This is a genomic window from Proteocatella sphenisci DSM 23131, from assembly GCF_000423525.1.
In the GTDB taxonomy this organism is placed as follows: Bacteria; Bacillota; Clostridia; order Peptostreptococcales; family Filifactoraceae; genus Proteocatella; species Proteocatella sphenisci.
Genome location: NZ_AUID01000020.1, coordinates 1 through 24,558, shown reverse-complemented (window position 1 = coordinate 24,558; position 24,558 = coordinate 1). Strand labels below are relative to the sequence as shown.

At 34.2% G+C, this 24,558-nt stretch carries 28 protein-coding genes; 7 read left to right on the top strand and 21 right to left on the bottom strand.

Features of this window, described 5'->3' with window-relative positions:
* Nucleotides 1-2 precede the first annotated feature (2 nt).
* The 5 genes from G558_RS13705 to G558_RS0108445 are packed head-to-tail and all read left to right on the top strand — an operon-like array spanning nucleotide 3 to nucleotide 3,155.
* A complete protein-coding gene (locus tag G558_RS13705; RefSeq protein ID WP_071604470.1) occupies nucleotides 3-542 on the top strand; it encodes a Na(+)/H(+) antiporter subunit B in 540 nt (179 codons plus the stop codon).
* Nucleotides 539-808, top strand: coding sequence for a hypothetical protein (locus tag G558_RS0108460; RefSeq protein WP_028829794.1), 270 nt, complete (start codon nucleotides 539-541; stop codon nucleotides 806-808). The genes G558_RS13705 and G558_RS0108460 overlap by 4 nt, the downstream gene beginning before the upstream one ends.
* Nucleotides 801-1,190 (top strand): MnhB domain-containing protein, encoded by a 390-nt coding sequence (locus tag G558_RS0108455; protein WP_051188604.1) that lies wholly within the window; start codon nucleotides 801-803, stop codon nucleotides 1,188-1,190. Before G558_RS0108460 ends, G558_RS0108455 begins: the two co-directional genes overlap by 8 nt.
* A gap of 4 nt (nucleotides 1,191-1,194) precedes the next feature.
* Nucleotides 1,195-1,554, top strand: a complete 360-nt coding sequence (locus G558_RS0108450; protein WP_028829792.1) for a sodium:proton antiporter — start codon at nucleotides 1,195-1,197, stop codon at nucleotides 1,552-1,554.
* The gene (locus G558_RS0108445; RefSeq protein WP_028829791.1) at nucleotides 1,554-3,155 is read left to right on the top strand and encodes a complex I subunit 5 family protein; all 1,602 of its coding nucleotides are present in this window, start codon (nucleotides 1,554-1,556) and stop codon (nucleotides 3,153-3,155) included. Before G558_RS0108450 ends, G558_RS0108445 begins: the two co-directional genes overlap by 1 nt.
* Nucleotides 3,156-3,208: 53 nt before the next feature.
* On the opposite strand, the gene G558_RS0108440 is transcribed toward G558_RS0108445, so the two are convergent.
* From G558_RS0108440 to G558_RS0108340, 21 genes are all read right to left on the bottom strand, one after another.
* On the bottom strand, nucleotides 3,209-3,652 hold the full coding sequence (locus tag G558_RS0108440; RefSeq protein WP_028829790.1) for a GatB/YqeY domain-containing protein: 444 nt from the start codon (nucleotides 3,650-3,652) through the stop codon (nucleotides 3,209-3,211).
* 18 nt (nucleotides 3,653-3,670) lie between these two features.
* Nucleotides 3,671-3,847, bottom strand: coding sequence for a 30S ribosomal protein S21 (rpsU, locus tag G558_RS0108435; protein WP_028829789.1), 177 nt, complete (start codon nucleotides 3,845-3,847; stop codon nucleotides 3,671-3,673).
* A gap of 114 nt (nucleotides 3,848-3,961) precedes the next feature.
* Nucleotides 3,962-4,300, bottom strand: a complete 339-nt coding sequence (locus G558_RS0108430) for a histidine triad nucleotide-binding protein (RefSeq protein WP_028829788.1) — start codon at nucleotides 4,298-4,300, stop codon at nucleotides 3,962-3,964.
* 83 nt (nucleotides 4,301-4,383) lie between these two features.
* On the bottom strand, nucleotides 4,384-5,685 hold the full coding sequence (gene mtaB / locus G558_RS0108425; protein WP_051188603.1) for a tRNA (N(6)-L-threonylcarbamoyladenosine(37)-C(2))-methylthiotransferase MtaB: 1,302 nt from the start codon (nucleotides 5,683-5,685) through the stop codon (nucleotides 4,384-4,386).
* 14 nt (nucleotides 5,686-5,699) lie between these two features.
* Complete coding sequence (locus G558_RS0108420) at nucleotides 5,700-6,491, bottom strand: ribonuclease HII (protein ID WP_028829786.1); 792 nt, start codon at nucleotides 6,489-6,491, stop codon at nucleotides 5,700-5,702.
* Between the two features lies 1 nt (nucleotide 6,492).
* Nucleotides 6,493-7,383 carry a ribosome biogenesis GTPase YlqF gene (gene ylqF, locus G558_RS0108415; protein ID WP_028829785.1) on the bottom strand — a complete coding sequence of 297 codons (891 nt, stop codon included), beginning with the start codon at nucleotides 7,381-7,383 and terminating at the stop codon, nucleotides 6,493-6,495.
* Between the two features lie 105 nt (nucleotides 7,384-7,488).
* The gene (gene rplS / locus G558_RS0108410; RefSeq protein WP_028829784.1) at nucleotides 7,489-7,833 is read right to left on the bottom strand and encodes a 50S ribosomal protein L19; all 345 of its coding nucleotides are present in this window, start codon (nucleotides 7,831-7,833) and stop codon (nucleotides 7,489-7,491) included.
* A gap of 85 nt (nucleotides 7,834-7,918) precedes the next feature.
* Entirely contained in the window at nucleotides 7,919-8,674 is a 756-nt protein-coding gene (gene trmD / locus G558_RS0108405) for a tRNA (guanosine(37)-N1)-methyltransferase TrmD (protein WP_028829783.1), read from the bottom strand.
* Nucleotides 8,674-9,177, bottom strand: a complete 504-nt coding sequence (gene rimM, locus G558_RS0108400; RefSeq protein WP_028829782.1) for a ribosome maturation factor RimM — start codon at nucleotides 9,175-9,177, stop codon at nucleotides 8,674-8,676. The genes trmD and rimM overlap by 1 nt, the downstream gene beginning before the upstream one ends.
* A 27-nt stretch (nucleotides 9,178-9,204) precedes the next feature.
* Nucleotides 9,205-9,837 carry a regulatory protein RecX gene (locus G558_RS12795; RefSeq protein ID WP_051188602.1) on the bottom strand — a complete coding sequence of 211 codons (633 nt, stop codon included), beginning with the start codon at nucleotides 9,835-9,837 and terminating at the stop codon, nucleotides 9,205-9,207.
* 78 nt (nucleotides 9,838-9,915) lie between these two features.
* Nucleotides 9,916-10,146 (bottom strand): KH domain-containing protein, encoded by a 231-nt coding sequence (locus tag G558_RS0108390; protein ID WP_028829781.1) that lies wholly within the window; start codon nucleotides 10,144-10,146, stop codon nucleotides 9,916-9,918.
* 38 nt (nucleotides 10,147-10,184) lie between these two features.
* Nucleotides 10,185-10,448, bottom strand: coding sequence for a 30S ribosomal protein S16 (gene rpsP, locus G558_RS0108385; protein WP_028829780.1), 264 nt, complete (start codon nucleotides 10,446-10,448; stop codon nucleotides 10,185-10,187).
* 46 nt (nucleotides 10,449-10,494) lie between these two features.
* On the bottom strand, nucleotides 10,495-11,868 hold the full coding sequence (ffh, locus tag G558_RS0108380; protein WP_028829779.1) for a signal recognition particle protein: 1,374 nt from the start codon (nucleotides 11,866-11,868) through the stop codon (nucleotides 10,495-10,497).
* Nucleotides 11,865-12,215, bottom strand: coding sequence for a YlxM family DNA-binding protein (gene ylxM / locus G558_RS0108375; RefSeq protein ID WP_028829778.1), 351 nt, complete (start codon nucleotides 12,213-12,215; stop codon nucleotides 11,865-11,867). Before ylxM ends, ffh begins: the two co-directional genes overlap by 4 nt.
* A gap of 92 nt (nucleotides 12,216-12,307) precedes the next feature.
* A complete protein-coding gene (gene ftsY / locus G558_RS0108370; protein WP_028829777.1) occupies nucleotides 12,308-13,531 on the bottom strand; it encodes a signal recognition particle-docking protein FtsY in 1,224 nt (407 codons plus the stop codon).
* Nucleotides 13,532-13,561: 30 nt separating this feature from the next.
* On the bottom strand, nucleotides 13,562-17,092 hold the full coding sequence (gene smc / locus G558_RS0108365; protein WP_028829776.1) for a chromosome segregation protein SMC: 3,531 nt from the start codon (nucleotides 17,090-17,092) through the stop codon (nucleotides 13,562-13,564).
* Between the two features lie 12 nt (nucleotides 17,093-17,104).
* Nucleotides 17,105-18,145 (bottom strand): elongator complex protein 3, encoded by a 1,041-nt coding sequence (locus G558_RS12790; RefSeq protein ID WP_036931825.1) that lies wholly within the window; start codon nucleotides 18,143-18,145, stop codon nucleotides 17,105-17,107.
* Nucleotides 18,135-18,827 (bottom strand): ribonuclease III, encoded by a 693-nt coding sequence (gene rnc / locus G558_RS0108355; RefSeq protein WP_028829775.1) that lies wholly within the window; start codon nucleotides 18,825-18,827, stop codon nucleotides 18,135-18,137. The genes G558_RS12790 and rnc overlap by 11 nt, the downstream gene beginning before the upstream one ends.
* Before the next feature lie 78 nt (nucleotides 18,828-18,905).
* Nucleotides 18,906-19,331 carry a CD1247 N-terminal domain-containing protein gene (locus G558_RS0108350; RefSeq protein ID WP_028829774.1) on the bottom strand — a complete coding sequence of 142 codons (426 nt, stop codon included), beginning with the start codon at nucleotides 19,329-19,331 and terminating at the stop codon, nucleotides 18,906-18,908.
* A 38-nt stretch (nucleotides 19,332-19,369) separates the two neighbouring features.
* A complete protein-coding gene (gene efp, locus G558_RS0108345) occupies nucleotides 19,370-19,927 on the bottom strand; it encodes an elongation factor P (protein WP_028829773.1) in 558 nt (185 codons plus the stop codon).
* Between the two features lie 128 nt (nucleotides 19,928-20,055).
* The gene (locus tag G558_RS0108340; protein ID WP_028829772.1) at nucleotides 20,056-20,667 is read right to left on the bottom strand and encodes a hypothetical protein; all 612 of its coding nucleotides are present in this window, start codon (nucleotides 20,665-20,667) and stop codon (nucleotides 20,056-20,058) included.
* 347 nt (nucleotides 20,668-21,014) lie between these two features.
* Here G558_RS0108340 and G558_RS0108335 point away from each other — a divergent pair, with 347 nt between their 5' ends.
* On the top strand, nucleotides 21,015-22,808 hold the full coding sequence (locus G558_RS0108335; RefSeq protein ID WP_028829771.1) for an aminopeptidase P family protein: 1,794 nt from the start codon (nucleotides 21,015-21,017) through the stop codon (nucleotides 22,806-22,808).
* A 107-nt stretch (nucleotides 22,809-22,915) separates the two neighbouring features.
* Nucleotides 22,916-24,265 carry a peptide MFS transporter gene (locus G558_RS0108325; RefSeq protein ID WP_028829770.1) on the top strand — a complete coding sequence of 450 codons (1,350 nt, stop codon included), beginning with the start codon at nucleotides 22,916-22,918 and terminating at the stop codon, nucleotides 24,263-24,265.
* Nucleotides 24,266-24,558: the final 293 nt, after the last annotated feature.

Below are 24,558 nucleotides of genomic sequence, written 5' to 3'. Positions count from 1 at the left end.
ATATGCTTGAAATCATGTTGATTTTATTGGTAATCTTTGCTGTGGCAGCTATAAACACAAGGCACCTGAGACACGCCGTTATTTATCTGGGCTTCTTTTCACTTTGTATTTCCCTTGTTTATCTGCTTTACAATGCACCAGATATTGCAATAGCTGAGGCTATAATTGGAAGCACTCTTTCTACAATACTTTACCTTGTGGCACTTCAAAAATACAAAATATTTACCATTTACTGTAAAGTCGATAATATAGACGAAGCTTCATATTCTGATTTAATAGATAATACCCAACTTATGAAGACAGTAAAAAAATTCTGCACCAAACAGGAACTGGAAGCTCAGATAATACATTCTTCACTGCCTTTAGAAAATATAGTTTCAAATTACAAATATGCCATTATTATAGAAAATTATTCATATAAATTCATAATTCACGGTCATTACGATAACTATCAACTTGAAAAACTGAATATTTTTTTAAAAAATGATCCAGATTTTCACGACTCTTTTGAAATAAACAATATAAGCGAGGTGCTCGAATGAGAAGACTACTCTTAGCAATACTTATCACCGGCATATCATTATTCGTAATTTCGCTTTCCAGGTACAGCACTTTGTCCACAAGCTATCCTGCAGCTCAATATTATCTTACTAATGCCTTTAGTGAAACAGGATCTATAAATTCAGTTACAGCAATTTACCTCTATTACCGATATTATGATACTTTATTCGAAGCTCTGATGCTCATGTTAAGTATCATAGGAATAGTCTACCTTTCTATAAACAACGAGGACTCAGAACATGATTAATGACAATTCATATTTAATATCAAAAATAATGGGAATCTCCATCCCATTTGTAATAATGGCCGGTATTTATGTAATTGTAAATGGTCATGCGTCTCCAGGAGGGGGCTTTCAAGGGGGTGCACTTCTGTCTTCTGCCTTGATTTCAAAATATCTTTTTAATCCTGTTAACGATATCTCTATAGCAAAAACACAATATGTAGAAAAACTTCTGCTATTCTTTATAATACTCATATTCGTCTCTTTTCTTGCCACTGGCATAAACAATATGAATATCTTTCCTGTAAAAAAATATATATTATTCATGAATATCCTTATAGGATTGAAAGTGACATGTGGTATGAGCATAATATTTTATCAATTTGTGTTTTTTGAAGGCAGGTGACCCAATGATTAAATCTCTTATTAACGGAGAAACTATAAGCACAGTACTTTTTTTCACAGGTGTATACGGGTTATGTTCCAGGAGAAACATAATCAAGACCATAATGAGCCTTTCAATAATGCAAGCCGCTCTAATCTTGTTCTTTGTATCAATAAATTCAGGTAGAAAAACAACGGGCCCAATAGGAAAATCCCTAAGTATTACAAGTGCCGCAGACCCACTTCCTCAAGCGCTTATGATAACTGCTGTCGTAATCGGCCTATCGGTTACAGCTATAAGCCTTACAATATTTATTGCCATGGCACATAAATACGGAACTACAAACTGGAAAAGAGTCAAAGCGAAGAGAGGTGAAAGCGATTGATGGATTATCTTATTTTGTTTGTGACTCTTCCAATTTTAGCTGGACTCTTTCTTTATCTTACCGGTAAATTTGTATCGGTAAATTTGTCAGCGCTTATACCTGCTTTGCTATTTATATTTTCATTGTGGATTTTTCTGACAATTGACAATCGGGAAATTATGACTAACTTGATGAGCCTGCCTCTTCCATATGGCATGTCTCTGAGGGTGGATTCTTTGTCGAGCCTTATGCTGGTCCTTAATAACTTTTTGTTCCTTTGTATGATAATATTCAGTTTTAAAAAGAAATATATGAACAAGCTATTTATTTTTATATTTCTTAGCCTCGAGGGCATAATTAACGGGATCTTCTTATCCACGGATTTATTTAATATATATGTTTTGATCGAAGTATCTACAATTGCCATAAGTATACTTATAATGTTCAAGAAGGACAGCCAATCAACTTATGATGGCATGATTTATCTCCTGATAAATATGGTTGCCATGGCTTTTTTTCTTTTTGGTACTGGATATCTATATAAAATTTCTGGAGCTCTTGATATTTTCAGTATAAAATCTGCGGTTGATTCTCATCCATATCCTAGAGCTTTTATACTACCCTTCTCTTTTATTTTTACATCAGTATGTCTCAAGTCTGCACTTATGCCTCTTTACAACTGGCTTCCCAAAGCCCACGGAGCAATCAGTTCACCTTCAGTAGTTTCAGCTATACTGTCTGGTATTTTTATAAAGACTGGCATTTATCTACTCATGCGAGTTCAGTGGATATTTGAAAGCGCAATAGACATTAGCTCTGTATTGATTTTTATAGGTTTTATTACTGCTGTTTCAGGCTTTATATTTGCCATCAGCCAGACAAACGTAAAGCTAATCCTCGCCTATAGCACTATATCTCATATCGGCCTTATTATTACAGGAATTGCGGGTTCGTATTATTACAATCCTTCTGGCGGATTATATCATATTCTGGCACACGGTATATTTAAATCGCTTTTTTTCCTCATTGCAGGATTACTTATACATCACTATAATACAAGGGACATAACACAGATGCATGGATTGTGGTATATAAATCCGTTGCTTTCAATATATCTTATAATAGCAATACTCAGCATAACCGGAGCCCCATTTTTCAGCGGAGGATATTCTAAGTACTTTATTTCAAAAGGGTATATCTCCAGGTTCTACACATCGTTATTCACTGTCATAAACGTCGGAACTATGATTTCTTTCATGAAATTCTTCAAAGTCGTTTTTTCAAAACCCGACAGAAGTTTTCATAAGCTTGTTCTGAAATCAAATGAGATAGCAGTATTGTCTGCAATGTGCATAGCATGCATTTTCCTGGGAGTGGGAGGAACTTCTGTAATGAGTTATATAAGCTCGTCACCCTTGTCTTATTCACTTTACTCACAATTAACAAAAGTTCCAATTTATTTAGTTACATATGCGATTGGAATACTTTTATACTCATATCTAATAAAAAACTTAAGAATCATTAGCATAATAAGGCGTTTTGACCTGTCTTTTAACAGTATGAGCATAGCCCTCGCTCTTTTTTTCTTAATGACCCTGTCCTATCTTACCTTGACTATGTAAATACACACATCAAAAAAGAATCCTTTTCAGGATTCTTTATTTTTTGTGTGTGTTTAATTTAAAATCTTTTTAACCATTTCGTTAATTCTTCTGCCGTCAACTTTACCTTTGGCGACAATCATAACCTTACCCATTATCTTGCCCATGTCTTTTATAGACTGTGCGTTTACTTCAGCTACTGCGTCTCTAACTACAACTTCCAGTTCTTCATCTGTAAGCTGCTGTGGAAGATATGAAGCGAGGATCTCAATTTCTGCTTTAGTTTGAGCTATTAAGTCATCTCTTTCAGCTTTTTCAAATTCAACCAATGCATCTTTTTGTTGCTTTAGTTGTTTTGCTATAAGCTCGACAACATCATCGTCAGTCAAGTCAACTCTGTCATCTACTTCCTTCTGTTTAACAGAAGCTCTAATCATTGTGATTACGGATTTTTTTAAAGTTTCTTTATTTCTCATAGAAACTTTCATATCCTCCATTAATCTTTCTTTTAGAGTCATGTTTTCACCTTCTATCAACTATCGTTTTTTCTTTCTTGCCGCTTCAGCTTTTTTCTTTCTTTTTACACTTGGTTTATCATAGTGCTCTCTTTTTCTAACCTCTGCCATTACACCTGATAATGCGCATTGTCTCTTAAATCTTCTAAGAGCGCTATCTAAAGATTCATTCTCTTTAACTCTTACTTCTGTTGCCATCTTTATCCCTCCCCTCATTACTAACACTTTTTAGATTGTTTGAAGTAGCTTTGTATTATGGGTAAACACTACTATGACATTATACACTTATTTTGAATTTTTTACAAGTTCTTTTTAGCCTGGTGGCCATGTCAGTTTCCTCTTTCCAAGAATATGGAAATGAAGATGATCTACAGTCTGTCCGCCAAATTCCTTACAGTTATTAACCACCCTAAAGCCTTCATCTTCCATGCCTTCTTGTTTTGCTATGATTTGTACTGCCTTTATCATATCATTTATTACACTGTTGTCAAATGGAATCTCCAATATATTTTCATAGTGAGCTTTGGGTATTAAAACTATGTGAACGGGTGCCTGAGGACTTATATCGCGAAACGCAAGTACTTTTGCGTCCTCATATACTTTTGTAGATGGTATTTCACCGCTTGCAATCTTACAAAATAAACAATCCATATTATACCTCCATTCAATCTTTGTTCCCTCTATTATATTCCATATGGCTACTGATTATCAAGGAGTAAATATATATTTTTTTATTAAGATTTTTGCGCAATTACAAAATCTTTTGAGATTGCAGATATTTTACATGCCACAACCTGATTAACAAGGTTTTCCTCTGTTTTTATGCCCGTTTTAACATAATTTTTCGTGTGTCCAACTGAATAACCATTTTCCCATGTTTCAATCAGAACATCTGCATTTTGACCCAAATAAAGCACTTCAAAATCTTTTTTGTTTTTCTCATTAAGTTTAATCAAAAGCTCACTTCTGTGACTTTTAACAGATGGGGCAACCTGGTCAGGCATTTCAGCTGCTTTTGTACCATTTCTTGGTGAATATTTAAAAATATGAGTTTCATATAATTTAAGTTCTTGTAAGAATTCATAGGTCTCCTGGAATTCTTGATCAGTTTCTTCCGGAAATCCCACTATTACGTCTGTTGTTATTGCCGCAAATGGGAATATCTTTCTTATTGTCTGTACAGCATCTTTATATTCAGCGGAAGTATAACGTCTATTCATTCTTGAAAGCACTGTATCACTCCCACTTTGCAGTGAAAGATGAAAATGAGGACAGAATTCTTCTATTTTTCCCAGTCTTTTTACAAATTCTTCCGTAATTATAAGTGGTTCAACCGAACTTGTCCTTATTCTTTCAAGACCGTCAATTTTAGCTATGCCCTCTATTACATCTATAAGCGATATGCCCCCTGTATCTTTTCCATAAGATGCGACATGTATTCCAGTCAAGACTACCTCTTTATATCCATTTTCTACAATTCTTTTTACTTCTTCTATAATGTTTTCCAGCTTTCGACTTCTTATAGGCCCTCTTGTAAAAGGTATTATGCAGTATGAACAGAACCTGTCACAACCGTCTTGGATCTTTACAAGAGCTCTTGCTCTGTCTCTGACTTCACTTATCTCAAGCTCTTCAAAATCTCTTATTTTCATTATATCTTCTACTATTATTCTTTTATCATCCGAGCTTATATCTTCAATCTCTTTTAATATAGCTTTTCTGTTGCTTGTTCCTAAGACAAGATTCACTTCTTCTATAGCAAGTAGTTCATTTGGGGCCTTTTGTGAATAACAGCCCATAACAACCACCACAGCCGATGGATTAAGTTTTCTAGTTCTTCTTATCATCTGTCTGGATTTTTTGTCAGACATAGCTGTAACTGTGCATGTGTTGACGATATATACGTCTGCATACTCTTCAAATTTACCGATATTATATCCATTACCTTTCAGTAATTCTTCTACGGCCTCAGTCTCATAAGTATTCACCTTACAACCAAGAGTCAGAAAAGCTACTGTTTTATTGCTGCTTTCCAATTTTTTCTCCTTTTTTATAAAACCGACTTGCAAAATGTTTTTCTGTGTATAGGGGTAAAACCCTGTTTATTAAGTCCCTCATAGTGAGATGCTGTGCCATATCCCTTGTTGCCTGCAAAATCGTACCCTGGGTACTTTTTATCGTAATTTTGCATAAGTCTGTCTCTGTAAACTTTAGCTACTATACTTGCGCACGCTATTGCATAACTTTTGCAATCTCCACTTACTACTGTTTCTTGCATCACGTCAAGGTCTTTTATCTTCTGATTCCCATCTACGAGCACCAAATCCAGTTTCCCTCCGTCTTGAGATATTTCTTTGGAAACATGGTTTATTGCTGAAGTCATGGCAAGAAAAGTAGCATTTAATATATTTATCTGGTCTATCACATCATTTTCAATCATACCGATTGCACAATACCTGCTCTTTTTAACTATTATATCATATAGATATTCACGTTTTTCAGGGGTCAGTTTTTTTGAGTCATTGATACCTTCGATAATATCATCACTATCCATTACAACGCATGCTGCAACTACAGGTCCTGCAAGTGGCCCTCTGCCTACTTCGTCAACTCCGGCAAGAATAATTCCATCACCCGAGTACGAATTATCAAAATCCGTCATACTTTTCAGCCTTGAGCACTCTATCTCTGTCTTTATTTTTTGCTTGTTGTAGGATTCTATTATTTTTTTTACACCACTTCTCTCATCAGACATAAGCTCTCTTATATAGTCTTCTTTTTGAAGTTCATCAAAACTGCTTAAGATACTTTTAATATCGCTTATACTTAATGGTTTTTTCATATTAATCCTCTACATCCGATTTATTATCATGCTCCGGGGGAGTTTCCAGCGTTACTTTTCCTATTAGCCCTGCTCTGAACTCATTAAGAATGGTCTGTCCTGTTCTATGATAATCTATCTCTTTTCCTCTTAAGATAAATTTTCTCTCGTATGCTATCTCGTTCATAATCTCTATAGTTTCTTGTTCTGGGTCAACTTCAATCCCATACCTTTTTTCAATAAGGGTATGGTCCATATTCTTTATTCTATGAAGCAGTTGAAATCCTATTTCTTCTACATTTAAAACATCATCTTTGATTGCTCCTGTAAAAGCAAGAAGCATCGCCACTCTGTCATCTTCAAATTTAGGCCACAATATTCCTGGAGTATCAAGCATTTCAAGATTTCCCTTTACTCTTACCCACTGTTTTCCTTTTGTAACTCCAGGTCTGTCGCCGGTATGCGCTGATTTTCTACCTGTAAGTTTGTTTATGAGCGATGATTTCCCTGAGTTTGGTATTCCTACTATCATTATTCTTGGAGCGCGATTGATCATTCCTTTTGACAGAAACTTCTCCTTTTGCGCTGAATATGCCCTGTCAATAGCGGTTATAAGCCTGTCAAGACCATTACCACTGCTTGCATTCATAGCTATTGCTATAAATCCCTTTTTCTGGTAATAATCTATCCACTTTCCCGTCATTGACGGGTTAGCAAGATCCTCTTTGTTTAGCACTATTATTCTGGGTTTATTGGCAGCTATTTTATCTATATCGGGATTTTTGCTGGCAAGCGGGATTCTGCTGTCCACAACTTCTACGACTATATCTACTAAAGACAGACTGGTCTGAAGAAGCTCTTTTGTCTTTTTCATGTGTCCAGGGTACCAGTTTATATGCATTCTTTCTTCCATTTTATCTCCTATTACCTAATTGGTATCTTTCACGTATTGCTTTATTTGAATTCATTATCAAAAAAGGAACTGAAATGTCCAGTTCCTTTTTGTCCGATATTATTCTTAGAATTTTCTCTCTTTGATTTTAGCAGCTTTTCCAACTCTATCTCTAAGATAGTTAAGCTTAGCTCTTCTCACTTTACCTCTTCTTGTAACATCAATTTTTTCAATTGATGGAGAGTGTACAGGGAAAGTTTTTTCAACGCCTACTCCGAAAGAAATCTTTCTTACTGTAAACATTTCTCTTAATCCGCCGCCTTGTCTTTTAAGCACAACGCCTTCAAAAATTTGAACTCTTTCTCTTTTACCCTCTTTGATTCTTATGTGAACTTTTACAGTATCTCCAGCTCCAAAATTAGGTAAATCTTGTTTAATTTGCTCTTGTTCAATCGCTCTAATGATTTCCATTGTATCCTCCATAGGTTCTGGAGTGTTCTTAATCCACTTTGACCAGCGGAACACTCAGTAATATTAACTACAATATTTTAACATATTATTTATATTTATTCAATACTTTTTCATATATTTTCTTTTGAATCTTGCTTAATTTTTTTAAATCAAACATTTTAAAAAGGTCTGGTCTTCTCTTTAAGGTTATTTCCAAAGATTTTTCAAAACGCCACTGGTCAATTTTACTGTGATTCCCATTGAGTAATACCTCTGGAACTTCAAGTCCTTTATACTCTCTAGGTCTTGTATAGTGTGGATACTCCAGTAAATTATCAGAAAAACTTTCATCCATGTGGGACTCCGCTTTGTTGAGGACCCCATCAATAAGCCTTGCGGTGGTGTCAATTATAACCAGTGCTCCGATTTCACCGCCAGTCAGTATATAATCTCCAATTGAAATTTCCTCATCAATTATCATATCTACAGCTCTTTGGTCCACGCCTTCATAATGCCCACAAAGTATTATCAAATCCTCATACTGGGTCAGCTCCTGAGCTTTTTCCTGAGTAAGTTGCTGACCTCTTGGTGACATATATATAGTTCTGCATTTTGTTTTATAGATTTGATTGGATTCAATTATGTGCTCAAAGCACCCATCGATTGGCTCGACGCTCATAACCATACCCGCTCCGCCTCCAAATGGAGAATCATCAACTTTTTTGTGCCTGTTTTGTGAAAATTCTCTTATATTGTAGCTCTTGATTTCGATTATCCCATTGTCTTTTGCACGTTTTATCATGCTGTGGTCTGTCGCTGAATCTATAAATTCAGGAAACAGGGTCATTATATGATATCTCATCAGTCAATCATTCCTTTTATTGGGCTTATTATAATTTTATTATTTTTTATGTCAACGATAGGTACAAATTGCTTTAATGCCGGGATAAGATATTCTTTGTCTTCAGCTCCTTTGATTACGTATACATCATTTGCAGAGTATTTGAGTACGTTTATTACAGTCCCCACAGGAGTAAGATCTTCTAGATATACATTAAGACCTATAAGGTCTGATATCAGATGTTCATCTTCTTCCAGCTCTCTTCGATTGTCATCATCAATATAAAGATTTTTTTCTTTCAGTTTCTCTGCATCTTCTATTGTGTCTATGCCTTTGATCTTAAGAAGTACCATTTTTTTCTGATACCTTACATTTTCAATATACCACTTTTCATCATTATTTTTTTCTATATAAATATAGTCAACTTCTTCAAATCTTTCCGGATAATCTGTGTATGGGTATACCTTCATGTCACCTTTTAAACCGTGAGTATTAACAATCTGACCTATTCTGTGTTTTTTCATATTATCACCTTCTGTTATATCTGTAATTTAATCTTCATGATTTTTCAGCATACATTTTATTTTGTTTATTGCCTTGTCACAGGCACTGTATGAAAACCCTTTGTAATTTAATGTGTAGTATGTTTTTTTAAGTATTTCATCATCACTCTTGTTCTTTAGAGTATTGTATTTTTTCAAGGCTACATTCACTGCATTTTCAACTTCCTGATCGTCATCAACTTTAGAAACAGCTGTTTCAATATCTTCTTTTTTAATGCCCTTTTTATATAAATTGTTTTTTATCTGTCTAAGAGAACTATTTGATTTAACTGCTTTTCTTGTAATGTTTGCCGCAAGTTTCTGATCATTTATGAAGCTGTATTCTTCAAGAAATCCTATTGATTTTTCGATAGAATCGTCACCAAACCCTTCATTTTTAAGCTTTTCGACTACCTTTGCTGACGACTTTGGCGAATCTGTAATTATCTTAAGCGCCCTGTTTTTACACCGTTTTATTTCGTCTTCTCTTACGATTTCATTCAAATATCCGGTATTTTCTATTTCCATGCCTGTTTTAAGCCTGGATTTATAGAGGCCCTCATCTGTAAGCGTAAAGGCTAGTTCTTCATCTATATAAATATCATAATTTAGTCTATTTTTTTTGATTTTTGTTATTATCATAATGTTCTCCCAGTGATTAGTGTCCTGGTTTATATACAAAAACCTAGATGACTTTCTAAAAGTCTCTAGGTCCCTATACTACTGCACGATTTCTACAATAACTCTTTTGTTTTCTTTATTCGCTGCTGCTTTTACAACAGATCTTATAGCTTTGGCAATTTTTCCTTGTTTTCCTATAATCTTTCCCATATCCTCTTGCGCCACTCTCAGTTCTACTAGTGTAGATTCCTGTCCAATGATCTCTGAAACAGTTACCTGTTCGGGATAGTCAACAAGTGCTTTTGCTATTACTGCTACTAATTCTCCCATGCTTTTCCTCCTAAGAGAAATGGTAATTATAGTTCAAACTATTTTTTTGAAGCTTCAAACTTCTCTAATACACCATTGCTTTTGAATAAATTCTTTACAGTTTCAGTTGGTTGAGCTCCATTGTTTAACCATTTAACAGCCTTTTCTTCATTGATACTTACAACTTTTGGTGTAGAAATTGGATTGTAGTAACCGATTTCTTCGATGAATCTACCATCTCTTGGTGAACGAGAGTCTGCAACTACTATTCTATAAAAAGGTTTTTTGTTAGCACCCATTCTCTTTAGTCTTATTTTTACCATTGTTTTTCACCTCCTTAAATTTTTAATCATTTATTGTAACCTCTAATTAAAAAGGAAACTTCATTTTTCCGGGGCTCGTTGGCATTTGGAATTGACCTTGTCCTCTTCTGCCTTTTTTGCCACCTTTGTTCATTTTTGTCATCTGCTTCATCATCTTTTTGCTCTCTTCAAACTGCTTTATGAGTCTGTTTACTTCTTTTATGTCGAGTCCACAGCCTTTTGCAATTCTTTGTCTTCTTCTTACATTTATTATAGATGGCTTTTGTCTTTCTTCTTTTGTCATCGAAAAAATTATTGCCTGTATCCTGTCAAACTGCTTTTCATCTATATCCATATCTTTGACTTCTTTTGGCATTCCTGGCATCATCTGAAGCAAACTTTTTATGGATCCCATTTTTTTGATCTGCTGCATCTGCTCCAGGAAGTCATTAAAATCAAATTCCTGTTTTTTAATCTTTTCTTCTAATTCTTTGGCCTGTTTTTCATCAAATGCACCTTGTGCTTTTTCAATCAGGCTCAGCATGTCACCCATACCAAGAATTCTCGATGCCATTCTGTCAGGGTAAAACTGTTCAAGATCATCCAGTTTTTCTCCAACCGCTGCAAATTTTATTGGTTTTTGGGTTATAGCTTTTATTGAAAGGGCTGCCCCTCCTCTTGTATCTCCATCCAGCTTTGTAAGTATAACCCCATCTATTCCAAGTGCTTCATTGAAGCTTTGCGCTACATTTACCGCATCTTGTCCTGTCATTGAGTCTACTACAAGAAGTATTTCCTGTGGCATTACACTGGATTTTATATCCTTAAGCTCCTGCATGAGAACTTCATCAATATGAAGTCGTCCAGCGGTATCTATAAGCACTACGTCATTACCTAAAACTTTTGCTTTTTCCAGAGCTTTTTTGGCTATTTCAACTGGACTCTTGATTTCTTCATCGGCATAAAAAGCAATTCCCGCCTGCTCGCTTACCACTTGAAGCTGTTTGATAGCTGCAGGTCTATATACGTCACAAGCTACAGCCATAGGCATCTTGCCCTGGGCTTTAAGCATTTTACCCAATTTTGCAACAGTAGTAGTTTTACCTGCTCCTTGAAGTCCTACAAGCATTATTACAGTTGGAGGATTGCTTGCAAATGATATTTTGCTCTCCACTCCGCCCATAAGCGCCGTCAGTTCTTCATTTACTATCTTTATTACTTGCTGGCCAGGTGTAAGGCTTTCTGTAACCTCAACTCCCATGGATCTTTCTTTTATCTGTTTTATAAAGTCTTTTACTACTTTAAAGTTAACGTCTGCTTCAAGCAAAGCTAACTTAACTTCTCTCATTGCCAAATCTATATCTTTTTCGCCAAGTTTACCTCTGCTTTTAAGACCTTTAAAGGCATTTTGGAGTTTGTCTGACAAATTTTCAAATATCATTCCGATAGCTCCTTACAAATATCCCTGATGACTTGTATTCTGTCATCTTTAAGATTGTAATCTTTACTTATTTCATCCATAATACTGACTATTTTTTCAAGTTTTTGGTTCTCTTCAATTTCTTTTTTGAAAAGTCCAAGCTTTTGTTCATAATCATTAAGTATTACTTCGCATCTCTTTATAGTATCAAATACCGCCTGACGAGAAACGCTTATTTCTCCGCTTATTTCTCCAAGAGACAGATCTTCTTCAAAATAATAATCCAAAATTGTTGATTGTTTTTCTGTCAAAAGACTTTTGTATAAAATGAACAATTTATTTAAGTGAACAAACTTATCAATCTCCATTTTTCACAATCCTCTCTGTAAAGCATCTTTACTTTACAGTACTTATATTATTACAGTCTTGGATGTTTGTCAAGCCTTTTTACTTTACATCACTATATATTTTTTCCAAAAAGCGCTCTCGCAAAAGTTTTAGGGTCAAATTTTTGCAAATCATCTATCTGCTCCCCAACTCCAATGTACTTTATAGGCAGTGAAAGTTCTGAAATTATACCAAGGACAACCCCACCTTTTGCTGTTCCATCAAGCTTTGTAAGAATAAGACCTGTCAGAGGCGCTGCTTCTTTGAATACCCTTACCTGATTTATGGCATTTTGGCCGGTAGTTGCGTCTATTACAAGCAATACTTCTTTTTCTGCTTCTGGGTATTCCCTGTTTATTATCTTAAATATTTTTGCAAGTTCACTCATAAGATTTGCCTTATTGTGAAGTCTTCCTGCGGTATCACAAATCAGTATATCTATATTATTCGCTTTTGCTGATTTTATGGCATCAAATATCACTGCCGAAGGATCGGTCCCCTCCATGTGTTTTACAATAGGAACATCGGCTCTTTGCGCCCAGATTGTAAGCTGGTCTGAAGCTGCTGCTCTGAATGTATCTGCAGCTGCAAGCATAACTTTATTCCCTTCACTCTTAAGCTGTGATGCAAGTTTTCCGATACTTGTAGTTTTTCCAACGCCATTGACTCCTACCACTACCATGATCTTTGGGTTTTTGGCAGATTCTCCGATTTCTGATTCAGTTTCGGCTTCCGTATCTTTTACAATCAAGATTTCTTCGATTATTTTTTCCAATTCTTCCTGCAATTTATCTACTTCTTCTATCTTATTTTCTCGTTCTCTTTTTCTTAGTTCATCGGTTATCCTTAGTGTTGTTTCAAATCCAACATCCGCCGTTATAAGGATTTCTTCGAGTTCTTCATATATACTTTCTTCTATGGTCTTATAACCCTTAAAGAGATTATCCAGTTTTGTTGTGAAGTTCTGCGTTGTCTTTGACAGTCCTTCTTTAAGTTTTGCAAAAAAACCTTTTGCTGGAATTTCAGGCTCAGGTTCCTCTTCAATTTCGAGCTCAGGTTCTTCTTCAATTTCAGGCTCGACCTCTGTATCAGATATTTCTTCTTCAATTTCAGGCTCAACCTCTGTCTCAGGCTGAATCTCAATCTCTTCTTCAATGTCCAGCTCAACATCGGGCGCATCATCCTCAGAGTTATTTTCAAAAGACGTGTCAGAAATTTCCTCTTCATTTTGTTCCTGCTGAATATTTTCTTCTTCTATTTCTTTTTTCTTTCCAAATCCAAACAATTTTTTAAACATATCATTTCCTTTCAAAGTGTTGTTATATTATTACTGCTCAATAAAATCTGTTGCTTCTTCAAATTTCAGGCTCACAACCTTGGATACCCCTTTATCTTGCATGGTAACTCCATAAATATAATCCGAGGTTTCCATTGTACCTCTTCTATGGGTTATAGTTATAAATTGTATGTCCTGTGAAAGTTTTTCCAAAAATGCGTTAAACCTTGTAATATTAGAATCATCTAGTGCCGCATCAATTTCATCTAGTATACAAAAGGGCGCTGGTTTTGTCATAAGTATGGAAAACAAAAGTGCAATTGCCATAAGTGATTTTTCCCCACCGGACATAACAGATGTACTTCTAAGCTTTTTTCCATCTGGTTGTGCAACTATTTCTATCTCGGAGTTTAATACATCTGAAGAGTTTGATAAAACGAGTTTGCCTTCTCCACCCCCAAACAACTGAGAAAATACCTTTCCAAAAGTTTCATTTATATTGTCAAAATTTGACTTGAATTCTCTGGCCATATCTTTTTCAAGATCTGAAATTATTTCCCCAAGAACTTCAATCGACTGATTCAAATCTGATATTTGTTCTTTATACATTTCATATCTTTCGTTTAGAGCTTTATAATCGTCTATAGCATCTAAGTTTATATTACCCAAAAGATTGATTTGTTCTTTTATATAGCTCACTTTTTCTTTTGAAAAGTCACAGTCTTGATCCTGACACATTCTGGCCTCTTCAATACTTAGTTGATATTCTTCGAAAATCCTGTTTTTAACATTTTCTGTTATCACGTCTGTCTTTTCAATACGATTTTCAAGCTTATATTTTTCCTGAAGTTTCTTCATCATTTTTTCTTCTGCCAGTTTTTGCGATTTAATTACTTCGTCAAATTTATACTCTGATTTTTTTAAATCTGATATTGTATTCTCATATTCTATAAGAAGTTCGTCTAATTCTATCTGATTCAACTGAAGATTGGTCATGCACTGTGAGAGTTTTTTTTCTGCTTCTGATATTTCAAGTGTAATCTGTTTGAGTTCTTTTTGATTCTCTTGCTTTTGAAATTCATAATTAGTCTTTATTTCATTAATTCTTTTTTTCTCACTGGATACCCCTATTAAGCGGTTCTCTTTTCCAGAAAGTTCTATCTTCAAGTTTGATATGTGATTTTGTAAATTTTCCTGATTATCTTGCTCTGTTTTCTGATCTTTGTGGATTATTGCAATTTCTGATTCAATTTCTGAAATCTTATTAGAAATACCCTCAAGTTCTCCTATTAGAGTATCCTTGTTTTTTAATTGGTCTTGCTGAAATTCTGTTTTCGATTTACCTTCTGTAAGTATGTTTTCAATATTGTTGCTTATATACTTTCTGTTATTTTCTCTGTCATTAAGTTCAAAATTCACCTTTTCCAGTGATGATAGTTTTTCCTGTATTTTTACAGTGATTTCTTTATAAACTGATATCCTTTCAGTCTTTTCATCCAGAGTTTTCTTTAGCTTATCTTGCAGCTTTGCAAATTTGCCATTCAATCTTTCTATATCTTGCGAGTATTCCTCAATTAGTCTTTTTCTTCCCAAAATATTACTCTGCTTATAATAATGTCCTCCTGTTATGGAGCCACCCTGGTTAAATATCTCTCCGTCAACAGTAACTATCCTATATCTGTAATTAAGTTTTTTAGACAAAACTATAGCTTGATCTATGCTTTCTACTAAAAGAGTTCTGCCTAAAAGCGATTCTATTATCCCTCTGTATTTAGGTTCACTTTCAACAACAGATGATGCCGTTTTAACATTTTCTATGTCTATTGCAGTTCCTTTTACTGTATCCATTGGCAGAAATGTTGCCCTGCCTGATTTTGTTTTCTTTAAGAATTCAACTGCTCTTTTTGCAGATCCACTATCCGCAGTTACTATATTTTGAAGCGAAGCTCCAAGTACTGTTTCTATTGCTTTTTCATATTTTTTATCTGTTTTTATTATGTTTGCAACTATATCAACTATACCAGCGAGACTCTTATTTTCAAGTACAGTTTTCACGCTACGATTTATTCCTTCCATATCTTTTTCCATAGATACGTACATATTTTGCTTGACCTTTATTTCTCTAATTTCAAAAGATGTCTCTTCCACTTGTTTTTCATCGTCTTTTTGCAGGTCTGCAAGTTTTTGAATCATAAAGCTAATGTCTGATTCTTGTTTTTTTAAATGGTCAATTTCATTTTGAATTAGGTTTTTCTTGTTTTTTACACCCTCTATTTCATTGTCAATTTCACTTAGACTTGTTTGATATTTTTTAATCAGAATTTTGTTTTCCTGATTCTTTTTATTCTCAAATTCAATATTTTCATCTATAAACTGAATTCTAAGTTCTTTCTTGTTTTTTTCATCCAAAAGTTTCTGTCTGTTTTCTAAATAAAGCTGATATGCGTTCTTGTTTCTATCTATATTAGTTTTTTCCGAATTTTTTACAGACTCTTTTTCATATATTTCTCTTTTTAATGATTCAATCTGAGTATAAATTAGATCATTTTCACTTTCTGTTTCCCCAATTTCAAGATCGAGATCCGCTATTTTTTCATCTATAGATTTCACTATATTCTTGTTTTTTTCTCTCTGATTTTGCCTGGAGAGAATTTTTTCATTATTTCTTTCTATTTCATTTTCGGTAGAATTTTTTTCAAGTGTAAGTCTAGTCTTATTAGCTTCAAGCTCAAAAGTAAGCTCCTGGTTTTTTTTCTTTATCTCTTCATATATATCAAGATCTGTTTTTTTTTCAGCTATTTCTTTTTCAAGTTCTTCTATTTCTTGAGATATTTTTTCATGTATTTTTTGGTCTTGAGAGTAATTATTACTGACTGAATCATATTCATTTAATAAATTATTGATTTCAACTACTTTTAATTCTTCTTTAAGATTGAGAAATTTAAGTGCTTTTTCATTTTGTTTTCGCAATGGTTCAACTTGTCTTTCAATCTCAACATATATATCATTTAGTCTTTCCATATTAATTCTTGTGTTTTCAAGTTTTTTTTGACTATCTTCTTTTTTAAATCTAAATTTTGATATTCCACTGGCTTCTTCAAGAATTTTTCTTCTTTGAACAGATGTAGCATTTACAATCTCATCTATTTTCCCTTGCGATATTATGGAATATCCTTCTTTCCCTATTCCTGAGTCCATCAAAAGCTCTTTTATATCCCTTAATCTGCACTGTTTCCCGTTTATATAATATGCGCTTTCACCACTTCTATATGCTTTTCTTTTTATGCTGACTTCAGTAAATTCAATGTCTAAAACACTATCATTGTTATCAAAAAGTATCTCAATTTCACAAAAATTAGACTGATTATGAAGTTTGGTTCCTGAGAATATAACGTCTTCCATTTTTTCTCCACGGAGGTTTTTAGCACTCTGTTCTCCAAGAACCCATCTGAAAGCATCTAAAATATTACTCTTCCCGCTTCCGTTTGGCCCAACTATACTGATTATTCCATCTGGAAACTCGATTTTTGTCTTATGATAAAAGGATTTAAATCCTTTTAGATCTATCGATTTAAGTCTCACGATTACCTCTTCTTAAGCTAAAAATGATATATCTTCTTTCAAATCCCCTATTCTAAGGACCATACCTTTTTCAACAGCCACTATTTTAAGGTCTATACCATATCTGATTTTAAAATACTCTCTGTTAGATTTTTTGTTCCCTGAAATTTTTGAGATTTGACTCTTGGGTGCATTTATTTCAACAATTTTCCCTTTATATTCTTCTATGCCTTTTCCAATAAACATTTTTTCAATTATTTCTCTGTACACCATGGAATAAATCAGTTCTCCAATCGCCGGATGAAAAGGACCGGCAACAACATCTTTCCCAATCATAATATCTTGTGTTGTCTGCAATCCCATCCTTATTACCTTAATCTTATTTCTGGCGAATTTTAAAAAAATATCCTTGCACGCCTCAACTGTTTTTTCAACGCTCCATGGTTCATAAACCTTACTCTTAAAAAGTGATTCAAGTCCTGTATCTTTTATGACAAGAACTGGATATATCCTTACAAAATGAGGAGATATTCTGATGAATTCATCTGCTGTATAATTTACTTTTTCAATTGAATCTCCAGGTAATCCCAGCATCATCTGTAATCCTAATTTAAATCCATTTTTTAAAATAAGCTCTGATGATCTATACACACACTCACTGTTATGTCCTCTGTTGCTTTGCGCAAGGACATTTTCATCCAGAGATTGCACTCCAAGCTCAATAATTGTTACATTTGAAGATTTTAAAAAACTTATTATATCTTCGTCTATAGCATCTGGTCTGGTGGATATTCGTATGTCTTTTATGTTGTATTCTTTTTTATATTTGTTTGCAACATCGAGCAATTCTTTTTGTCTTTCTTTTTCTATAGCAGTGAAACTCCCTCCAAAAAATGCAATTTCAATCTCAGTATCAGCATCAATAGTCTTAAGCGATTCTATTATTACATTTTCTGCTTCTTCAGGCCCCACAGGAGTAGATACCCCTGTTATTCTTTTTTGATTGCAGAATATACAGTCATTGGGGCAACCACTGTGAGGCACAAATATGGATATTGTTTTCTTAAGCTTCATTCGTTTTTTCCAGAGCAAGTTCTGCCGCATTTTGTTCTGCCGCTTTTTTGCTCCTCCCCTTTCCAGTGGTCACATTTTTATCGTTTAACAAGAGACTGACTGTAAATATTTTTTGATGGTCTGGACCTTCTTCACTTATAACTACATATTCTATTTTACAATTAGATTTTTTTTGTATCATTTCCTGATACTGAGTCTTATAGTCTTTGAATAATTTACCCTCTATAGCTTTGTCTATAGTATCTCTCATTTGTACCAAAACAAAACTCTCTGCATTTTCATAACTTGAATCAAGGTATATAGAAGCTATAAGGGCCTCCATAGCATCTGAAACAATAGAACTTCTGCCTCTTCCACCGGTTTGTTCCTCGCCTTTGCCCATATATATATATTGGCTCAGGTTAAATTCATCCCCACTTATTTTAAGTGAATTTTCACATACAATTGTAGATCTTATCCTTGAAAGTTCACCTTCAGTAATATTGGAAAGATTTTTGAAAAGATAAGTAGTTATAATTAGACTAAGCACGCTATCTCCCAGAAATTCGAGTCTCTCATTGTGCTTTATCATCTTTTTCTTGTGTTCATTCGCATATGAAGTATGGGTAAGTGCTATCTTTAAAAGCTCTATATCTTGAAAATAATATCCAATTTTACTTTGCAATTCGGTAAGCTTTTTCATATTTACCTCCTTTCTTTATGTATCTTATACCAAAAGGCTGCATTAAATGCAGCCTTCTGGTATAAATAATTTTTATAACTAGTTTTCTTTTTCGCCTTCTATTTCATCTTCTTCAAAGTCCTCATCATCACAGGCATTTATTATTACCTGATCACAGCAAGGGCAAAGTATGTCTGACTCTTCGTCATAAAGTAAATCTTCATCAATCTCGATTTCTTCACCACAGTGTGGGCACATAACTTCAACATAACCCATCTCGTCTTCGTCATCTTCATCGTCTTCTTCATAAAAATCATCTTCAAGTTCTGAAAGATCTTCGTCGATCAACTCGGTATACTCTTCTAGTTCCTCTTGCTTATCAGATAGCTCGACGATTGCATCTGCAAACTCTCCAAGTATCTCAACAATTTCCTCAAGCACTCGGCCTTCCTTGGTTTCCTCAGAAATTCCAAGACCTTCACAAAGTCCTCTTAAATAAGCAACTCTTTCATATAAATATTCCATGGTCATGCCCTCCTTATACAAGTATATATTATGGGTTTCTACACTCTTGACATGTAGTCGCCTGATCTTGTATCAATTCTAATTTTGTCCCCTTGGTTTACAAACAGTGGGACATGTACGATAGCGCCAGTTTCCATAGTGGCAGCTTTTGTTACGTTTGTTGTTGTATCGCCTTTTACTCCAGGCTCACAATCGATCACCTCTAGCTCCACAAAGTTTGGCGCTTCAACTTGAAATGCCAGCCCCTGGTAAAATCTTATTGTCGCACTATCATTTTCTTTCAGCCATTTTATAGATTCTTCTACTTGGTCAAAATTAAGTGGAATTTGCTCAAATGTGTCATTATCCATAAAGTAATAAAGTTCACCATCATTATACAAATATTCCATTTCTTTCGTTTCTATAGTAGCCTTTGGGAATTTATCGTTAGGATTAAAAGTTTCTTCTCTCAAAACTCCCGATTTAAGGTTTTTGTATTTAGTTCTTACAAAGGCTGCTCCTTTTCCTGGTTTAACATGTTGAAAATCAATAATCAGGAATGGTTGACCATCCATTTCGAAAGTAATGCCTTTTCTAAAATCTCCTGCTGAAATCATTAACTAATCCTCCAATAAATTTTATAAAATTTCGTTTAACTACAAGCATATGCCGAAAATACAATTTTTTCATTAGTAACTATTATTATATATTCAAGGCAAATCTATTGTCAAGAAAATCAGTTATATTATTCGATTTTATGATCTTGTAACTCTACAATAAAATCTTTACTGTAGCCTATACCTGTATTTTCATATTCCAGATCCAGCCACATTCTGTATAAATTACCGTCAATCCTTGATATCATCATTTTGCTTATATGGTTTCCTACTTCAAAACTCGGTAAGTTTTTGTAATTTTGAGAACTGAAATTCAGCTTGGTCTGTTTAGAGATGTAAACCGGTTTTCTTACACTATTTTTATATTTCCCATCAATAAGAAATTCTTCAACATATCCACTATCATATAGCGTATACCTCGTTCTTTTAAATGAAATGCATAGAAACTGTACTGGTTCACTACCTATTATACTATGCTGGTTTCCCTCAATATCCAGATAATCCGTTATCTCTTCTGATCTTGAAAATTCTCTTTTTATTACTTGCTCCAGATAATCTGCCGATTCTATAAGTTCTTTTTTCATTATTGATATATTGCTCCTGTGAGATAATTCTGAAAACAAATTGAATGATATCGTAATGATAAAGGAAGCAAGCATCAATGATATTAAAACTTCGATTATAGTATATCCATTTTTTCCTGAGAAACTGGTGTTACTCAAAGGTTTTTGTCTCTTCATATTAAACCTACTCTCACAGTGAGTATATTTCTTAATAATTATACCACATAGAAACAGAAATTACATCTATAATTTAGTGTGATAATGTCCGCTATATTGTTAACATAGTCAAAATAATCTTAATTTTCTCCTATTTTGATAATTCGTAAAATTTGTTCAATTATTATTCTTGCGTGAATTATTTTCATAAAAATGAAAATAATCATGCTAATTATCATTTTTTTTCATTCTTTTAATAATAATTTAACGTTTTTTTGCCATTTTGTATTGTAAGCAATAATATTTTATGATATTATTGGCTATGTAAAATACAAATATTTAAAATTATAAAGAGGAGGTTTTATATAATGAACATTCTTGAAAGAGTATCAAAACTAAGACAACTCATGATCAAGCAAGGTGTAGATGCATACATAATACCATCTGCTGACAATCATCAAAGCGAGTATGTTGGAGAATATTTTAAGACAAGAGCATACATATCAGGATTTACCGGTTCAGCTGGTACAGTTGTTATCACCAAAGATGACGCCGGACTATGGACAGACGGAAGATATTTTATTCAGGCTGATCATCAGTTAGAGGGAACAGGCATTCGTTTATTTAAAATGGGCGAACCCGGAGTTCCTACTACAGAAGAATTTCTTTACAACAGCATCCAGGACGGCGGCAAGCTCGGCTTTGATGGAAGAGTTATAGCAGCTGAAGAGGGGATTTCACTTGAGAAAAAACTATCCGAAAAAAATATAAGCATTGTTTACGATACAGATCTTATTGATACATTCTGGACTGACAGACCTGCAATGTCTGAAAAACCAGCCTTTTTGCTAGATGTAAAATATGCAGGTGAAAGTTTTTCTTCAAAACTTGCGAGAGTAAGAGAAAAAATGAAAGAATCAGAAACTACCTGCCATATAATTACAAGCCTGGATGATATCGCGTGGCTTCTTAACATCAGAGGTGATGACGTTGCTTATTCACCACTTGTGCTTTCTTATTCAGTTATAACATTTGATACAGTTCACTTGTTTATTGATAAAAACAAGCTTGGTGATGATATAATGACAGAATTTGCAAAAGAAAATGTTATTATACACCCTTATAACGATATATATGATTTCATTAAAACTATAAGCAGTGACAACGTTGTTATGATTGATTCTAAGAAAATCAACTACGCTATATTCAACAATATTCCAAATGCGGTTAAAAGAGTTGAAAAAGACAACCCTACTATCATGTTTAAAGCTATTAAAAATGAAATCGAACTTGAAAACGTAAGGAAAAGTCATATAAAAGACGGAATTGCATTTACTAAATTCATGTACTGGCTAAAGCAAAATATAGGAAAAATAAAAATTACGGAGATATCTGCATCCGATAAACTTGAGGAGTTCAGAGCTCAGCAGGAAGGATTTATAGGGCCGAGTTTTGCTCCTATATCTGCCTACAAAGAGCATGCTGCAATGATGCATTACAGCGCAACAGAAGAAACTGATTATGAGCTTAAAGCCGAACATCTTTATCTGACAGATACCGGTGGAAACTATTATGAAGGTACGACTGACATAACTAGAACATTGGCGCTTGGAGAGATAAGCAATGAGCTTAAAATTCATTTTACAGCAGTAGCAAGAGGCATGATTAATCTTTCTATGGCAAAATTTCTTTATGGTGTAAGAGGATACAATCTTGACGTTCTTGCAAGACAGCCTATATGGCAACTTGGAATAGATTATAAATGTGGAACTGGACACGGTGTTGGTTACCTTCTCAATATTCATGAGGGTCCAAGTGGTTTCAGATGGCAAATAGTACCATCCAAAAATGAAACTGCTGTAATGGAGCCTGGTATGGTAATAACCAACGAGCCAGGAATTTATATCGAAAATTCACACGGCATAAGATTAGAAAATGAGCTTATATTCAAAAACGCGGAAAAGAATGAATTCGGTCAGTTTATGAATTTTGAAGTTGTTACATTCATACCTATCGATCTTGATGCTCTAGAACCATCTGAATTAAATAAAGATGAACGTGCTTATCTTAACTATTACCATCAACAGGTGTTTGAAAAAATTTCGCCATACCTTACAAATGAAGAAAAAGAATGGTTGAAAATATACACAAGAGAAATATAATTACATTTAACTTACCATTACTATGGTGTTTAAAGTAACTGCATTCTTTTGTAAAATTGAATGCAGCTGCTTTTTTAAATACAAAAAAAATTCAGGAGGAAAAAAAATTGGAAAATGTTAACAAAAAAAGACCCTTTGGTTTTTATGTATGCTCACTTGCTTTCACATTTGAAAGATTTGCATTTTATTCAGCTAAATGGCTAATCTCAGTATTCGTAGTTGCCAGTGTTATAAACGGGGGGCTTGGACTAACACCTGCAGATGCGGCTAAAATGTCTGCAAACCTTGTTGCTTTCACTTACCTTGCACCAATAATCGGAGCTTATGTATCGGATCGTTACATAGGGGCAAGATATTTAGTTCCAGTAGGAATGATTTTAATGGGAGTTGGTTACCTGGTAGGATGGCAAGCTACATCTGCTTCAATGGTAAACATTATGATCATCCTTGTTTCTATAGGAACAGGTCTATTCAAGTGTCAGACTAATGCTATCACAGGAAGACTTTTTGACGACCCAAGACAGCTTGACAGTGCATTCTCTACTCAGTATTCATTCGTAAACTTTGGTTCATTCTTTGGAACTACAATCCTTGGAGTGGTTGCTGGAGTAAAAGGATATTCTTTCGCATTCCTTATCTGTGCCATCATGATGTTCATAGATGCAGCATGGTTTACATTTGGATGGAGATACCTTGGAGATGCTGGTAAAAAACCATTTAAAATTGACGAGCGTAACAAAGAAAATTCAAAAACTAAAGAAGAAGAAGAGAAAAAACCTCTTACTCCTATGGAGAAAAAAAGAGTTGCTGCTATTATCCTAGTTTCATTCTTCTCAGTTATTTTCTGGGTATTCTGGTACCTTGCATATATGCCAGTTTATTACTACTGGGGTGGAGAAACAGGAGTTGCAAACTGGATGATAGGAAACTTCGAAGTTCCTACAGCTTGGTTTGACTCTCTTAACGCATTTATGTGTATAGCTCTTGGACCAGTTCTTGGATCACTTTGGACTAAACTTTCAAAGAGACCTAAAGGTGACCTGAGCATGTTCAAAAAGACGGCTCTTGGTATGATCCTTCTTGGCCTTTCATATGTAATATTTGCTATGGCTGATGTTACTAGAGCTGGAAAGCTTGCTCCACTTGCATGGATAATAGCATTTGGTGTTGTACTTTCACTTGGTGAAATGGTATTCTCACCACTTGGTAACTCATTTATAAGTAAATTTGCTCCACCAAGACTTCTTACATCAATGATGAGCGTATGGGTACTTGCAGTATTCTTCGCTGGAAAATCTTACGGATATCTATATGAATTTACTCTTAAATTCGAATTTGCTACAGCGTACTTTACAATCGCTGCAATCGCAATAGTATCTGGTCTTATACTTTGGGCTATGGACAAGACTCTTAATGGTCTTGTTGATGAAGACGGGGACACAGAAAACGTTGCTTAATAAAACAAAAAAAGGGGCTGTCGGAAAACAACGTTTTTTGACACCTGCACTTAAATAATTAAAAATCCTAGATTATTCAACATCTACAAAAATGTAGAGCACTGAATAATTTAGGATTTTTTTGTTTAATTTAATATTTATTGTATGACAAAAAAGCCATTTGATATTTTCTCATGACTTATAAAAATCCGATAGGATTAGGCTGTTTTTGCTTCGTAGGTTTTGATTTTTTCCTTCGCGAAGCGATAATATTTATTTAAATTTCTTCCTACAGCGTATAAAAGAAATTCTTT

Excerpts from the sequence above, each read along its gene's own strand:
- G558_RS13705 (WP_071604470.1), top strand. The coding sequence starts at position 3 with ATGCTTGAAATCATGTTGATTTTATTGGTAATCTTTGCTGTGGCAGCT.
- G558_RS0108460 (WP_028829794.1), top strand. The coding sequence starts at position 539 with ATGAGAAGACTACTCTTAGCAATACTTATCACCGGCATATCATTATTC.
- G558_RS0108455 (WP_051188604.1), top strand. The coding sequence starts at position 801 with ATGATTAATGACAATTCATATTTAATATCAAAAATAATGGGAATCTCC.
- G558_RS0108450 (WP_028829792.1), top strand. The coding sequence starts at position 1,195 with ATGATTAAATCTCTTATTAACGGAGAAACTATAAGCACAGTACTTTTT.
- G558_RS0108445 (WP_028829791.1), top strand. The coding sequence starts at position 1,554 with ATGGATTATCTTATTTTGTTTGTGACTCTTCCAATTTTAGCTGGACTC.
- G558_RS0108440 (WP_028829790.1), bottom strand. The coding sequence starts at position 3,652 with ATGACTCTAAAAGAAAGATTAATGGAGGATATGAAAGTTTCTATGAGA.
- rpsU (WP_028829789.1), bottom strand. The coding sequence starts at position 3,847 with ATGGCAACAGAAGTAAGAGTTAAAGAGAATGAATCTTTAGATAGCGCT.
- G558_RS0108430 (WP_028829788.1), bottom strand. The coding sequence starts at position 4,300 with ATGGATTGTTTATTTTGTAAGATTGCAAGCGGTGAAATACCATCTACA.
- G558_RS0108420 (WP_028829786.1), bottom strand. The coding sequence starts at position 6,491 with ATGAAAAAACCATTAAGTATAAGCGATATTAAAAGTATCTTAAGCAGT.
- ylqF (WP_028829785.1), bottom strand. The coding sequence starts at position 7,383 with ATGGAAGAAAGAATGCATATAAACTGGTACCCTGGACACATGAAAAAG.
- rplS (WP_028829784.1), bottom strand. The coding sequence starts at position 7,833 with ATGGAAATCATTAGAGCGATTGAACAAGAGCAAATTAAACAAGATTTA.
- trmD (WP_028829783.1), bottom strand. The coding sequence starts at position 8,674 with ATGAGATATCATATAATGACCCTGTTTCCTGAATTTATAGATTCAGCG.
- rimM (WP_028829782.1), bottom strand. The coding sequence starts at position 9,177 with ATGAAAAAACACAGAATAGGTCAGATTGTTAATACTCACGGTTTAAAA.
- G558_RS12795 (WP_051188602.1), bottom strand. The coding sequence starts at position 9,837 with ATGATAATAACAAAAATCAAAAAAAATAGACTAAATTATGATATTTAT.
- G558_RS0108390 (WP_028829781.1), bottom strand. The coding sequence starts at position 10,146 with ATGGGAGAATTAGTAGCAGTAATAGCAAAAGCACTTGTTGACTATCCC.
- rpsP (WP_028829780.1), bottom strand. The coding sequence starts at position 10,448 with ATGGTAAAAATAAGACTAAAGAGAATGGGTGCTAACAAAAAACCTTTT.
- ffh (WP_028829779.1), bottom strand. The coding sequence starts at position 11,868 with ATGATATTTGAAAATTTGTCAGACAAACTCCAAAATGCCTTTAAAGGT.
- ylxM (WP_028829778.1), bottom strand. The coding sequence starts at position 12,215 with ATGGAGATTGATAAGTTTGTTCACTTAAATAAATTGTTCATTTTATAC.
- ftsY (WP_028829777.1), bottom strand. The coding sequence starts at position 13,531 with ATGTTTAAAAAATTGTTTGGATTTGGAAAGAAAAAAGAAATAGAAGAA.
- G558_RS12790 (WP_036931825.1), bottom strand. The coding sequence starts at position 18,145 with ATGAAGCTTAAGAAAACAATATCCATATTTGTGCCTCACAGTGGTTGC.
- rnc (WP_028829775.1), bottom strand. The coding sequence starts at position 18,827 with ATGAAAAAGCTTACCGAATTGCAAAGTAAAATTGGATATTATTTTCAA.
- G558_RS0108350 (WP_028829774.1), bottom strand. The coding sequence starts at position 19,331 with ATGGAATATTTATATGAAAGAGTTGCTTATTTAAGAGGACTTTGTGAA.
- efp (WP_028829773.1), bottom strand. The coding sequence starts at position 19,927 with ATGATTTCAGCAGGAGATTTTAGAAAAGGCATTACTTTCGAAATGGAT.
- G558_RS0108340 (WP_028829772.1), bottom strand. The coding sequence starts at position 20,667 with ATGAAGAGACAAAAACCTTTGAGTAACACCAGTTTCTCAGGAAAAAAT.
- G558_RS0108335 (WP_028829771.1), top strand. The coding sequence starts at position 21,015 with ATGAACATTCTTGAAAGAGTATCAAAACTAAGACAACTCATGATCAAG.